11 protein-coding genes and 1 riboswitch are annotated in these 13,407 nt (G+C 68.4%); of the genes, 8 read left to right on the plus strand and 3 right to left on the minus strand.

The genetic code is table 11. The features are described from left to right. Positions 1-193: 193 nt before the first annotated feature. Both J2S53_RS01355 and J2S53_RS01360 read left to right on the plus strand, forming a co-directional pair. Positions 194-1,732: a cellulose synthase operon protein YhjQ/BcsQ gene (locus J2S53_RS01355; RefSeq protein WP_456239403.1), complete on the plus strand. Its 1,539-nt coding sequence runs from the start codon at positions 194-196 to the stop codon at positions 1,730-1,732. After that, positions 1,729-2,994: a hypothetical protein gene (locus tag J2S53_RS01360; protein WP_456239404.1), complete on the plus strand. Its 1,266-nt coding sequence runs from the start codon at positions 1,729-1,731 to the stop codon at positions 2,992-2,994. Before J2S53_RS01355 ends, J2S53_RS01360 begins: the two co-directional genes overlap by 4 nt. Positions 2,995-3,079: 85 nt before the next feature. Here the strand turns inward: J2S53_RS01360 and J2S53_RS01365 are convergent, their stop codons facing one another. Continuing rightward, positions 3,080-3,625 (minus strand): YbhB/YbcL family Raf kinase inhibitor-like protein, encoded by a 546-nt coding sequence (locus J2S53_RS01365; RefSeq protein WP_456239405.1) that lies wholly within the window; start codon positions 3,623-3,625, stop codon positions 3,080-3,082. Positions 3,626-3,998: 373 nt separating this feature from the next. On the opposite strand from J2S53_RS01365, the gene J2S53_RS01370 reads away from it, so the two are divergent. Beyond that, positions 3,999-4,802, plus strand: a complete 804-nt coding sequence (locus tag J2S53_RS01370; protein WP_456239406.1) for a S1 family peptidase — start codon at positions 3,999-4,001, stop codon at positions 4,800-4,802. A gap of 94 nt (positions 4,803-4,896) precedes the next feature. On the opposite strand, the gene J2S53_RS01375 is transcribed toward J2S53_RS01370, so the two are convergent. Then, complete coding sequence (locus J2S53_RS01375; protein WP_130466827.1) at positions 4,897-5,532, minus strand: LysE family translocator; 636 nt, start codon at positions 5,530-5,532, stop codon at positions 4,897-4,899. Positions 5,533-5,954: 422 nt separating this feature from the next. Here J2S53_RS01375 and J2S53_RS01380 point away from each other — a divergent pair, with 422 nt between their 5' ends. Further along, positions 5,955-6,722 (plus strand): S1 family serine peptidase, encoded by a 768-nt coding sequence (locus tag J2S53_RS01380; protein WP_456239407.1) that lies wholly within the window; start codon positions 5,955-5,957, stop codon positions 6,720-6,722. A 170-nt stretch (positions 6,723-6,892) separates the two neighbouring features. On the opposite strand, the gene J2S53_RS01385 is transcribed toward J2S53_RS01380, so the two are convergent. Further along, the gene (locus J2S53_RS01385) at positions 6,893-7,894 is read right to left on the minus strand and encodes an adenosine deaminase (protein WP_456239408.1); all 1,002 of its coding nucleotides are present in this window, start codon (positions 7,892-7,894) and stop codon (positions 6,893-6,895) included. Positions 7,895-8,046: 152 nt separating this feature from the next. Here J2S53_RS01385 and J2S53_RS01390 point away from each other — a divergent pair, with 152 nt between their 5' ends. The 4 genes from J2S53_RS01390 (at position 8,047) to J2S53_RS01405 (ending at position 13,354) form a co-directional block, all read left to right on the plus strand. After that, positions 8,047-8,523, plus strand: a complete 477-nt coding sequence (locus tag J2S53_RS01390) for a GNAT family N-acetyltransferase (RefSeq protein ID WP_456239409.1) — start codon at positions 8,047-8,049, stop codon at positions 8,521-8,523. Between the two features lie 43 nt (positions 8,524-8,566). Next, positions 8,567-8,735: riboswitch (cobalamin riboswitch) on the plus strand. Between the two features lie 36 nt (positions 8,736-8,771). Beyond that, positions 8,772-10,997, plus strand: coding sequence for a VWA domain-containing protein (locus J2S53_RS01395; RefSeq protein WP_456239410.1), 2,226 nt, complete (start codon positions 8,772-8,774; stop codon positions 10,995-10,997). Positions 10,998-11,342: 345 nt separating this feature from the next. After that, a complete protein-coding gene (cobO, locus tag J2S53_RS01400) occupies positions 11,343-11,957 on the plus strand; it encodes a cob(I)yrinic acid a,c-diamide adenosyltransferase (protein ID WP_092924513.1) in 615 nt (204 codons plus the stop codon). Then, complete coding sequence (locus J2S53_RS01405) at positions 11,951-13,354, plus strand: cobyrinate a,c-diamide synthase (RefSeq protein ID WP_456239411.1); 1,404 nt, start codon at positions 11,951-11,953, stop codon at positions 13,352-13,354. The genes cobO and J2S53_RS01405 overlap by 7 nt, the downstream gene beginning before the upstream one ends. Positions 13,355-13,407: the final 53 nt, after the last annotated feature.

The following is a 13,407-nucleotide window of genomic DNA, read 5'->3' on the forward strand; positions in this document are numbered from 1 at the left end:
CCGTCGGAGCGCGCCGACCGGGATGTCGTTCGGACACTTCGGACCGGTCGGACCGGGGGATCGTCCGCTCACCGGTCAGGGACGAACGGGAGGCTATCGTGCTCGGTGGCGCCGTACCGCGAGCCTGTCGTCGCGGTGAGCAGCTCGATCGTGACCCTCCCCGGCGAACGCTCACGCGTCGAATGGAGCTCGCATGAATGAACCCCTGCCCGCCCCGAACATTCTCGGCGCGTTATGGCGCTATCGATTGAGTTCGCTCGGGATCGTCGTCGGCACCGTCCTGGTCAGCGTCATCGTCGCGCTCACCGTGGGCAGTGCCGGGGTGGCCGAGGCCCGCATCGTGCTCAAGGCCCCCGACTCGGCACAGGCGCTGGGTTTCGAGGTCACGAGTGAATCGGGGTTCGTGCGCTATGTCAACCAGCGTGCGCTGTTCGTGACCTCCGATCGCACCCTGGGGACCGCCCGTGAACGGCTCGGCGGGCAGGAGACGATCAAGGAACTGCGTGAGGCGGTCACCGCCAGCGCCTCGGACAACGGTGACTCGATTCTCGTGCGGGTCGACATAGGCGATGCCGAACGGTCCACCGAGATCGCCAACGCCGTCGTGACCGCCTATCAACGAGAGTCCCGGGCCGAGGTATCCGCGGCGGCGGACAGCACGTTGAAGGCGCTGCGCAACCGACGTGAACAGTTGGTCGCCGACATCGCCGAATCCGGTTCCGGCGTGGATTCGGCCTCCAGCCGCACCATCAGCGAGTTGGACCAGCGCATAACCGATATCAGAATCGCCTCCGGCCAGTTCGGCGATGGTGTGTCCTTCGTCGACAAAGCTGTTACCGACTCCTCGGGTGTCATCACCGCCCTGCTGCGTGACGCGGTCGTCGGATTCGCGGTGGGAGTGCTGTTGGCCGCGACGGTCGCCTGGGCGCGTGCCGATCGCAACCGCAGGGTACGCGATGCCGCTGACCTCGCGCGGTTGTCCGACGAACCACTGCTGGGTGAGGTGGAAGCACTCGGTGAGGGAGAGACCGCTCGGTTGCACAACCTGGTGGTGCCGCCGCTGGGGTCCTACCGACTCGTTTCCTCGGTGCTGCGCAACACCGTCCGAGGTGGGCTGGTGGCTGTGACGGGAGTCTCCGCCGGGGACGGTGCCACCACCACGGTGCTGCAGGTCGCGGGAGCCGCCGCCCGGGACGGACTGCGGGTGCTGGTGGTGGACGCGGCTGTGCGGACCAGGGAGCTCTCGCACAACGTCGCGCTGCAGAACGACTGGTACGGCATGGCCCCCATCGCCACCGGCGCGGCGACCGTGCACGCTTCCACCAGGGTCATCGAGGTGGGACCCGGTATCGAGTTCCGCGTTATTCCCGCCGGGCGTGCCAGCGAGGGAGCTCCCGACTACTTCCGTTCCTCGCTGTTGCGCAGAGCGATGGTGGAAGCCCGGGGTGGTTACGATCTCGTGCTGGTTGATCTGCCGCCGCTGGAGTCCGCCCCGGAGGTCAGTGCGCTGGTCCCCGCCGCGGACGGAGTCGTGCTCACCGTCCGCAAGGAGCGTTCCGTTGCCGCGCTGCGCAGGGCGCGGGAACGGATCGAACTGCTGGGGGGCAAGATCGCCGGTTACGTTTTCACCTTCGCCTCCCAGAGCTCCCCGACGACGGCGCAGCACAACGAGCAGCAGGGCGAGACATCGGGGCGAGTTTCCGCGACAACCGTTCACCGAGGTGGACAGTGACCTCGTGTCGAACTCCCGGATGGCTTCGTGGCCAGGTGCGGGACGGTATGGCCGGAGTGGCGGCGCAGGGGGTCACCGCCGCCACCAGCCTGCTGGTCCAGGTGGTCGCGGCCGTTTCGCTGGGACTGTCCCAGTACGGTGTCTTCGCGGTGTTACTCGCCATGCTCGTCGGGGCCAACGCGCTCTACATCGGCTTCGTCTGCGACAGCTTCACCGTTTTCGACCGGCACGAACCCCGATACCGCGCGGCACTGGTCAGCGCGGCGTTGCTGGTGGCCGCGCTGTGCGTGTCGGGGGCGTTGGTACTGGCACTGACGTTCTCCGGTGGCGGGATCAGCCTGGCCGTCCCGTACGCGCTGCTGGTGGGCAGCAAACTGGCCGCCGAAACCGTACGCAGGCTGTTCGTGGTCCGGGTATCCTTCCGCGCCCTGCTGCTCAACGACGTGTGCTCGCTTGTCGTCACCGCGTTGGCGCTGCCGGTGTTGCTGGGGGCGAGCGGGGAACCCACCCCGGAGGTGCTGCTCGGATCGATGTGCTGCGGTGCGTTCGCCGCGGTGTCGCTCGGGTTGTGGCAGTTGCCCGGTTCCGAGTGGCGCGGGCTGCGACCGGGGATCACCGAACTGCCGGGACTGGCCCGGTTCGCGGTGTGGCGCGCCTTGCAGTCCGGGCTGCGTCCGTTGACGTTGTTGGCCGCCAGGCTGTTGGTGGCCGGACTGATCTCCACGGCGGCCGTCGGCGTGCTCGAACTCGCCCGGTTGGTGGTCGCTCCGGTGCAGGTCGTGATCAACGGTTCGGGAAGTCTGCTGCTGGGCAAATTGGCGGCGCGCGAGCGGGGTGGTGACCGACGTGACCCGCGTCTGATCGGAAGGGCCGCCGGGGCGCTGTGCGGTGGAACGGTCGTGGCGGGGCTGCTGTCCGCGGTGCTGGCCCTGCTGCTCGCTCCTCCGCTGTTCGGCAGGAGCGTCGATGCGGGGGCCGTGTTCGGTTGGGTCGTCTATCTCGCCCTGTGGGCGGCGGGGTTGCCCTATGCCACCGAGCTCGTGACCCGCCGCATGTCCCGTGCGGTGTTCCTGCCGCGGTTGCTGGACTCAGTAATGGGACTGGCCGTGGCCACCACGGCGCTGTCGCTCGATGCCCCGGTCGCCGCGTTGCCCTGGGCGTTGGCACTGGGTGGCGGGTATGCCGCGTACCGGCTGCGTACGTTGGTCCGGTCCGAACCGAGTCCCCTGGCGGCGGAACCGGGGACCTCCCGCGCGCTGTGAAGTGTCGCCACCGTCGTCGTGCGGCCCCGTGCCTCAGCCGGGGCCGCACGACGGGTGATTCGCGACAACCGGGCCGAAGGGCCGTTCAGTGCGCGTAGGTCGGCGCGATCACGGCACGCCCCAGGGTGTGGAAGGCGAGCATGAAGTTGACCACGGCCGGAGTGGCGGTGCTGTCGACACCGAGCTTCGCGCTGTCGACCGCGTTCACCGCGAAGTAGTAGCGGTGCGGGCGATCACCTTGCGGGGGAGCCGCCCCACCGAACGCGTGCTCTCCCACGTCGTTGCGCACGTGGAAGGCGCCCTCCGGCACGCCGGTGCCGCTTCGGTCACCCGCACTTGTCGCCAGTTCGGTGACCGAGGCCGGGACGTCGACGAGTACCCAGTGCCAGAACCCACCGGGGATGGGGGCGTCCGGGTCGAAGCAGGTGATCACGAAGCTCTTCGTGCCCTCGGGGAAGCCGTGCCAGGAGAGCTGCGGCGAGACGTTGTCGCCGCCGGCCCCCATGCCGTCGTACGCGTGGGCCTTGGACATGGCTTGTCCATCGGTTACGTCCTTCGAGGTGACCGTGAACGACGGCACTTCGGGCAGCAGACTGTAGGGATCGGGATCGATGGGACGCTCCAGGCTCATTGCGTCTACCCTTCTCGTCGATCGGATTTCGGTACACCTCGGCCGGAATCGCCGTTCTCCGGTGATCGGCCGCTTCCACCGTAATCACCGCTCCGGCATCGGTCGTGGCCACTCCCGGCGAGCTCCCACCGGTGCGGGTCGTTCTCCAGCGCCGCGCTGTTCCCCAGTGCTGTGCCGGAAACACCATTTTGTCGCTCGATCAGGTGAGTCACTGTCCAGTTTCGGCTTGCTTGTGAGCCGTCAGCGGCGAGGTCGTGGACACTGGCCGCGACGGCCCGGTTACGAACGACCACCAATGCGCGAAACCCGGTAATCGTTTTCCGTTGCCCGGAGCACCGCTCCGGAAGACGGTGACCGCTACAGGGAGCTTTGAATGCGACGACGCTTGTGGCCCAACCTTCCGGCGGTGCTGTTCGTGGCTCTCGCGTTCTGGGTGGTGCTGCCCACGACCACGGTTGCCACCGAGCAACCACCTCCCGAACTGAACACGGCATCGGCCGCACCGATCGTCGGAGGGAAACCCGCCGACATCGAGCAGTACCCCTGGGTGGTCTATCTGATGGATTCCCAGGGAAAGCAGTTCTGCGGCGGGGCGCTGGTCGCCTCGAACAAGGTGGTGACCGCGGCGCACTGTGTGATCGATCGTCGAGCCTCCGACGTCCGCGTGGTGGCCGGGCGTGCCGACAAGAGCAGTCAGCGGGGTCAGGTCCTGGGGGTGGCCGACTTCTGGGTGCATCCCGACTACAGCGCTCCCTATCGAGGGGCAGACGTGGCGGTGCTGACACTTCGTGAATCCACATCACGTTCGGTGGTGGAACTGGCCGATCCGAGCGACGAGCTCTACGGCGACAACACCGAGGCGACCGTGCTGGGATGGGGCGCCCGCTCCGAAGGAGGCCAGAACTCGGAGATCCTGCGCCGGGCGACGGTTCCGGTGGTCGGCGACGCCGAGTGCGCCGAGATCTACGACCGCCAGTTCGTACCGAAGGCGATGGTGTGCGCGGGATATCCCGATGGGGAAGTGGACGCTTGCCAGGGCGATTCCGGAGGTCCGCTGGTCGTGGGGGACAAGATCATCGGCATCGTTTCTTGGGGCGTGGGATGCGCGCGTCCGGGAAAGCCGGGGGTCTATACCGAGGTGGCGGCCTATGCCGATCGGATACGGGCCCGGCTCTGAGTCGAACCGGGCCCGGCAGCGGGCCGATGGTCACGGTTACCCGGGGTTTCTCCGGCAGCGGTTGTTGCCCGTGTGGGTACTCGTGCCGGAGCGGTCAACCGGCGACCAGTCCCACGGAGAGCCCGAGGAACGCCGCCGCGCTGACCACGTCGAGTGAGTTGCGGATGCTCGGCTTCCGCAGTCGGCCCGCTACCCGGGAGGCGCCGAGTACGATCGCCAGCTCCCATACGGCGGCCAGTGCCAGGAAAACGAGCCCGAGCATTGTCAGCTGCAGGGCAGGACTGGTCGCGGATCCCACGAACTGCGGCAGAAAGGCCAGGCTGAACAGCAGCATCTTGGGATTGGTGATGTTGCTGAGCAGACCACGCAGGTACGGATTGGCATCCGGCGTGGCCGGGGCGTCACCGAGAACGTCGGCGCTGTCGCCGTGCCGGGAGCGCCAGAGTCCGCGCAGGATGGTCACTGCCAGATAGATCAGATAAGCCGCTCCCACCCACTTCAGCACCGAGAGCACTTCCGGTCTGCTGGTGACGAGTGCTCCCAGGCCCGAGATCACCAGGGCCACCTGAACCAGGCTCGCGGTGTGGATGCCCGCCAGGGTGTACAGCCCCGGGCGTGTCCCGAACCTCATCGATGTGCGAAGCAACAGGAACGTGTCCACGCCGGGGGTGAGTATCACCGCCGTGCTGATGAGTACGAAGCCCGGCAGGGTTCCCGGATCCAGCAGCATGCCGTTCCTTTCCGTACGCGACCGTGGCCGATTCGGGTCGTCGACACACGTTTCACCGACAAGAGGTCACTTGTGGGCGACAGGCTTCACACGTTCGGGGGTAGATCGTGGAGCCCGTCTCGTTGCTTGCCGGACCACCCAGTTGGCATTTCAGGATTAATGCCGCGCAAAGTCCGATCGGGAAGCAACTTTTTCGACTGAATCCGAGTATAACGAAAAAAATTACGCCGCAGCTGTGAGTTGTCCCTCCTGTGTTCGGTGCAACACCAGCGGATACGTTCCGTCGTGGATTCGACACACTCGGGCAGAACTGGAGGCCACTGTTGCGTGTTCACGGCGGCCCTTCCCGCAGGGGAGCCAACCGACCGTTGCGACGTCGGCTTCGAGTGCTCGTGTGCTGCCTGGTTCCGTTGCTGTGGAGCGTGCAAACCACCGCAGTGGTTCAGGCGGAGTCGATGACCGGTCGCGGTGACGTGCGGGCCAGAATCGTCGGCGGTACCGCGACCGCCCCGGAAGCCGCGCCCTGGGCCGTCGCGCTCACCGACTCCTCGGGGGCTCACTTCTGCGGGGGTGCGCTGGTTTCCGCTCGCGAGGTCGTCACCGCGGCGCACTGCACGCTCGATCCGACGACCGGTGCGGCCAGGAGTGCCACCGACATCCGGGTCGTGCTCGACCGTAGCGATCTCCGAACCCGGCAGGGTGAGGTGATCGCGGTCGAACGTGTCTGGCGGCACTCGCGGTACGAGCACTTCACCCGTGGTGACGACGTCGCCGTGCTGACCCTCCGGAACGGGGTGTCCGCGCCACCGTTGAAACTGGTGGACGCCGGAGAGCGGGAGCGGTACCGGCCGGGGACCACCGGCACCGTTTACGGCTGGGGGCGCACCGCCGAGTCGGAACCGACGTCCCAGGTGCTGCGTTCGGTGCGGGTCCCTGTGATGTCTGACGTCCGGTGTTCCCGGGCGTATCCGGGTTTCGAACGCGAGTCGATGTTCTGTGCGGGGTACCCCGACGGAGGCAAGGACGCGTGCGGCGGTGACTCCGGAGGGCCGTTCGTGGTCGACGGCAGACTCGTCGGCCTGGTCTCCTACGGAAGCGGCTGTGCCCGCCCCGGCTTTCCGGGGGTCTACACGCGACTCTCCTCCTACGCGGCGAGGATCCGCGACATCGCGGTGAATCCCGTCCGGTGAGTTCGCCCGCTGACGCGGAGCGGCCCGCTCCGGGAAAACCCGTCACGGCCACTCCGCCGCGGTGAACGCGGGCACGTGCCCCCGGAGAGGCGCCCGCCGCCGGCGTGATCGCCCCGGAGCGCGGCCCCACGTCCGGTCACGCGGATACCGAGGTCACGTTACCGATGGATTCACGTCGATTCGATCTCGGCCAGCAGTTGTTCGCGTCGACTGTCCCGGAGGAACGACGCCTCGACGGAGTTGCGCGCGAACTCGCGCAGTGCGGCCTCGCCGAAACCGAGCTCCCGCTCGATCGCCCGGAAGTTGTCACCCACGTACCCACCGAAGTAACTCGGGTCGTCCGAGTTGATCGTGGCAATCACACCGGCGTCGACCAGCCGGGGCAAGGGGTGTTCCCGCAGGTTCGCCACGCCGCGCAGCCTTACGTTCGAGAGCGGGCACACCGTCAACGGGACACGGTCCCGCGCCAGCCTGCTGACCAGCTCGGAGTCGTCGAGAGCCCGAACGCCGTGGTCGACCCGCTCGACCCCCAACACGTCCAGCGCCTGCCAGACGTACTCCGCGGGTCCCTCCTCGCCCGCGTGGGCCACCAGCCGGAGTCCCGCCTGCCGGGCCCGGGAGAACACTGTCGCGAAGTCTCCCGGCGGATGCCCCAGCTCCGCGGAGTCGAGGCCGATGCCGATTATGCGCTGCCGGTGCTCCAACAGTTCGTCCAGCATCCGAGACGCCTCCTCGCTGCCCCGGTCGCGCAGGAAGCACGCGATCAGCTCGGTGCTGATCCCGAAGCGGCGCTCGCTGCTCGACAACGATGCCTCCAGCCCGTCGAGCACCGTCTCCAGCGCCACCCCTCGGGTGGTGTGTGCCTGTGGGTCGAAGAAGATCTCGGCGTGGCGCACCCCCTGTTCCGTCGCCCTGGCGAGATAGCCATCGGCCAGTTCGGTGAAGTCCGCCGCGCTGCGCAGCACGTTCATCCCGGTGTAGTACAGATCCAGAAACGACTGCAGGTCACCGAACTCGTACTTCCCGCGCAGCTCCTCGACTCCCGCGTACGGCAGCGTGATGCCGTTGCGCTCGGCGAGAGCGAACGTCAGTTCCGGCTCCAGCGCGCCCTCGATGTGGATGTGCAGCTCGGTCTTGGGCACTCGTAGTGCCGTCGAGGTTCCCGTGCTCAACGTTTCGTCCCTTCCTGTGGCCGCGAACCGAAGCAAGTAAACGTAACTGTTCCGCCCCGCTCCGCGTGGAGCCCTCCGTCGAGACGTGGCATGGCCGACTCCGCACGCCACGACAGCTCGGGATCACGCGACGGTGTGATAGGTACTGGAGGGTGAACCCGCATCCCCTCGCCACCGCGGTGCAGCGCGCCTACACGGCCGATCTCGCCCCGGAGGATTTCTATCGTATGCTGCGGCTGCGCGTGGACGTCTTCGTCGTCGAGCAGCACTGTCCCTATCCGGAACTCGACGGTCGTGACCTCGAAGGGGCGACCCGCCACTTCTGGATCGACTCCGCCGATTCCGGCGTGCTCGGATACCTGCGACTGCTCGAGGAACCCGACGGCTCCTTCCGGATCGGACGGGTGTGCACCGCCCCCTCCGGCCGGGGAATGGGTCTCGGCAAGAAACTGATGCGTGCCGCTGTCGCCGAGGTCCGCAAGTCGTACGCGGTGCTTTCCTCCCAGACCTACGCGGTGGGGTTCTACCGGTCGTTCGGGTTCGTCGAGTACGGCGAGCCCTACGAGGAGGACGGGATACCGCACATCGACATGCATCGGGACCCGACAGTGACGGGAGTAACGCGATAGGGCACGACGTTTGGTGCCCGAACGGGCTTCTGCGAGGATGCGACGTGGTCCAAGCGAGCAACGGTCAGGAAGCCGGTGTGAATCCGGCACGGCCGGCGCCACTGTGACCGGGGAGCGGTTCTCCCACGAATGGCCACCGGGAATCACCCGGGAAGGCCGGAGAAGCGCGTCGATCCGGGAGTCAGGACACTGCCGTTGCTGCGTTCCGCAACCAGGGGCGTCCGAGACCCTAGGAAGGAATACCAGCGATGACCGCTGCCACATCGGCACAGTCCACCGTGCGCTACCCGTTCTCCGCGGTTGTCGGGCACGACGAGCTGCGACTGGGGTTGCTGCTCAACGCGGTGTACCCGCGTATCGGCGGGGTGCTGGTGCGGGGCGAGAAGGGCACCGCGAAGTCGACCATCGTGCGTGCGCTCGCTGCCCTGTTGCCCGCTCTCGACGTCGTCGAGAACTGCCGCTTCGGTTGTGATCCCGCCGAGCCGGACACGGACTGCCCCGACGGGCCGCACGACGAGGCGACGGCCGGTGCTCGTCGTCCCGCCCGGCTCGTGGAACTCCCGGTGGGGGCTTCCGAGGACCGCCTGGTCGGATCGCTGGACGTCGAACGCGCGTTGACCGAGGGAGTCCGCGCCTACCAGCCCGGGCTGCTCGCCGCGGCCAACCGCGGGGTGCTCTACGTCGACGAGGTCAACCTGCTGCACGATCACCTCGTCGATCTGTTGCTCGATGCCGCCGCCATGGGCCGCTCCCACGTCGAGCGTGAGGGGGTCTCGCTGTCGCACGCGGCGTCGTTCCTGCTGGTCGGCACCATGAACCCGGAAGAGGGTGAGCTGCGTCCCCAGCTGTTGGACCGCTTCGGGCTGACCGTGCAGGTGGCCGCCTCGCGCGAGGTGGACACGCGTACCGAGGTGGTACGTCGTCGACTGCACTTCGAGGCCGACCCCGTCGGGTTCGCGAAGGAATGGGCGGAGGAGGACGCCGAGCTCGCGCGACGCATCGCCGATGCCCGCTCCCGGGTCGAGTCCGTCCAGCTGCCGGACTCCGAGGTTCGCCGGATCGCGTCGGTGTGTGCCTCGTTCGAGGTGGACGGTATGCGCGCCGATCTGGTGCTGGCGCGTGCCGCGGTCGCGCACGCGGCCTGGCGGGGAGTGAACGCCGTCGCCGCGGCGGATGTGGAAGCCGCGGCGAGGCTGGCGCTACCGCACCGCCGACGGCGCGATCCGTTCGACGAGCCGGGGATGGACGAGCAGCAGTTGCGGCAGGCCCTGGACGATGCCGAACAGGACGCCGAAAGGCAGGAGGCCTCGGCGGACTCGGTCACGTCCGATTCGGACGGTGCTTCCGAGTCGAACGATTCCGAGCACGGCCCCGGTGGCGGCCCTGACGAAGGCTCCGGTGACGGCCCCGACGACCCCGGTGCCGGCCCCGACGACGAGGACGGTTCCGGGGGTGGCGGCACCGGCGCTCCGGACGGTCCCGAGGGACCCGACAACACCCCCTCGGGAGGGGCCGAGGGGAGGCCGCCTTCCGACGAGGATGCCGCCGGTAACACTGCCAACGGTTCGGACGGGAACGGTTCCGACGGCTCCGGTGAAGCCCCACGAGAGCGGACTTCCGAGGCGTCGGACACCACGTTCCGGGCTCGGTTGCTGGAGATTCCCGGCCTCGGCGAAGGTGCGCCGGGACGGCGTTCGCGGTCGCGTTCCCGTACCGGCCAGGTCGTGCGCTCGTCCGCGGTGGACGGTCACGGTGTTCACCTGCCCGCCACGTTGGCCGCCGCGGCGCCACACCAGCGTTCCCGGGGACGTTCCGGACCCGGCCTGCGGCTGCACGCCACCGATCTGCGCCACTCCGTACGCGAAGGACGCGAGGGCAATCTGGTGCTCTTCGCCGTGGACGCCTCGGGGTCGATGGCTGCCAGGGAGCGGATGTCCGCCGTCAGCGGCGCGGTCATCGCACTGCTTCGCGACGCCTACCAACGCAGGGACAAGGTGGGAGTGGTGACCTTCAGGGGGGCGGACGGCGAGATCGCGCTGCCACCGACCTCGTCGGTGGACACCGCTGCCACTCGCATGCGCAGGCTGCCGACCGGCGGCAAGACGCCGCTGGCGGGTGGGCTGCTCACGGCTCGCAAGGTGATCCGTACCGAGCGGATGCGTGATCCGCAGCGTCGCCCCCTGCTGGTCGTGCTCACCGACGGTAAGGCCACTGTGGGCGTCGACGCCGCGGGCAACGCCGCCACGCGTAGCCGTCGCGCCGTGGACGACGCGATGCGTTCGGCCGCGTTGCTCGACGAGATGGGCGTGGCCTCCGTGGTGGTGGACTGCGAGAACGGGCCGGTGCGTCTCGGCATGGCCGATCGACTGGCGCACGTGCTCGGAGCGCCCAACCTGCGGTTGGAGGAGCTCTCCGCGGACAACGTCGCCGGAGTCGTGCGCGCCGCACGGGAAGCCGGTGCGGTGCTCGCGTGACTCCGTTCCGTCGGGAGCGCACCGTCGTGCACGGTGTGGAGGCGATTGCTGATACAATGCGTGGTGTCCACCTGACCCCCAGGGGTGGACCAAAGCGCCCTCGCGCTCCCGGCACCCCCAGGCCGGTTGAGTGCGAGGGCGTTCTCTCGGTGTCCGTGGACGAGGCGCGGTCCGTGGATGAGGCGCGTTACCCGCCACCCGATGACGAGACCGGTGTCCGCTCGTGGTTCGGCCGCCCCGAACCCTCCGCACGCGACCGTGGTACCCACTTCACACCCTCCCGCTGTCCACGCCCCCCGATCGGTTCGTGGGAGCGAACGACCGTACTCGCTTGGAGATCCTGCTATGCCACAGGGACAACCGAACTCCGTACCGAACGACGGGTTGACCACCAGGCAGCGTCGCAACCGTCCCCTGCTCGCGGTGCACACCGGTGACATGAAGGGCAAGTCCACCTCCGCGTTCGGAATGGCGTTGCGCGGCTGGAACCAGGGCTGGTCCATCGGGGTTTTCCAGTTCGTCAAGTCGGCCAAGTGGCGGGTGGGCGAGGAGTCGGCCTTCCGGGCGCTCGGCAGGCTGCACGAGGAGACCGGCGAAGGCGGTCCGGTCGAGTGGCACAAGATGGGTGAGGGTTGGTCCTGGACCCGCAAACGCTCCACGGAGCAGGACCACGCCGAGGCCGCGCTGGAGGGGTGGCACGAGATCGCCCGCCGGATCGAGCAGAGCAGGCACGACCTCTACGTGCTCGACGAGTTCACCTACCCGCTGCACTGGGGATGGGTCGACGTGGCGGAAGTGGTGGAAACCCTGCGGCAGCGCCCGGGATTCCAGCACGTGGTGATCACCGGCAGGCGTGCTCCGCAGCAGTTGCTCGACGCCGCCGATCTGGCACTGGAGACCGGCAAGCTCAAACACCCGATGGATGCCGGCCAGAAGGGGCAGAAGGGGATCGAGTGGTGAGCCGGTCGGTTTCGGCCACGGTGACCGGTGCCGCTCGTCCGCGCGTCGTGGTCGCGGCTCCGGGCTCCGGACACGGCAAGACCACCGTCGCGACCGGACTGCTCGCGGCGCTGCGTGAGCGACTCGGAAAGGTGGCGGGCTTCAAGGTGGGGCCCGACTACATCGATCCCGGGTATCACGCCGTGGCCACCGGTGCACCGGGTCGTAATCTCGACCCCGTCCTGGTCGGGGAGAGTCGTGTCGCCCCGTTGTTCGCCCACGGTGCCGAGGGGGCGGACCTCTCCGTCGTCGAAGGTGTCATGGGGCTGTTCGACGGCAGGCTCGGTTCCGTGGACGAAGTGCCGCCCTACGGTTCGACGGCTCACGTCGCCTCCTTGCTGGACGCTCCGGTCGTGCTCGTGGTGGACGCCAAGGGGCAGAGCCAGAGCGTGGCCGCGTTGTTGCACGGTTTCCGTGCTTTCCAACCGGGACTGCGGCTGGGAGGTGTGATCTTCAACAGGGTCGGTTCGGCTCGGCACGAGGGGATTCTGCGGGAGGCCGCGCGCTCCGTGGGGATCAACGTGCTCGGTGTCCTCGCCCGTGCCGACGAGCTGCACGTGCCCTCGCGCCACCTCGGCCTCGTCACCGCAGCCGAGCACGGCGAACGGGCCGATGACGCCGTCGCCGGCATGGCGCGGATCGTCACCTCGGGGGTCGATCTCGACGCGGTGGCCGCACTCGCCGCTTCGGCTTCCGGAATGTCCGTCGAGCCGTGGCGCCCCGAAACCGCGATCGGTGACAGCGAGCTGACGGCGGGGTCGCCTCGGGTGGCGGTGGCGGGTGGATCGGCGTTCACCTTCGGCTACACCGAACACGTCGAACTGCTGCGAGCCGCGGGTGCGGAGGTCACCGTGGTCGATCCGCTGCGGGACGAGCGATTGCCAGCGGGCACCAGCGGATTGATTCTGCCCGGTGGGTTCCCGGAGCAGTACGTCGCGGACCTGTCCGCGAACGAGGGACTGCGTCACGACATCGCGAGCCGTGTCGCCGACGGCCTGCCGGTGCACGCCGAATGCGCGGGCCTGCTGTACCTGGCGCGGAGTCTGGACGGATATCCGCTGTGCGGGGTGTTGGACGTCGACGCGCGGATGTCCCCTCGGCTCACGCTCGGCTACCGGGAGGCGGTGGCGGCGAGTGACTCGGTGCTGTTCCACGAGGGCAGCCGGGTCTCCGGGCACGAGTTCCACCGCACCGTGCTCACCCGGACGGCCGGGGAAAACCCGGCTTGGTTCTGGCGCGACGACGGTGTGGTTACCGAGGGGTTCGTGCGCGACAGGCTGCACGCTTCCTACCTCCACACTCACCCGGTCGCGATACCCGGGGCGATCGCGCGGTTCGTGCGGGAGTGCTCCCGCTGACGGCACGCTCGGTGAAACCGGTCCCGAACGGCACCACGGTCGCCGATCGGGCG

Origin of the sequence: Actinopolyspora lacussalsi, from assembly GCA_030803735.1 — a bacterium.
GTDB lineage: Bacteria > Actinomycetota > Actinomycetes > Mycobacteriales > Pseudonocardiaceae > Actinopolyspora > Actinopolyspora lacussalsi.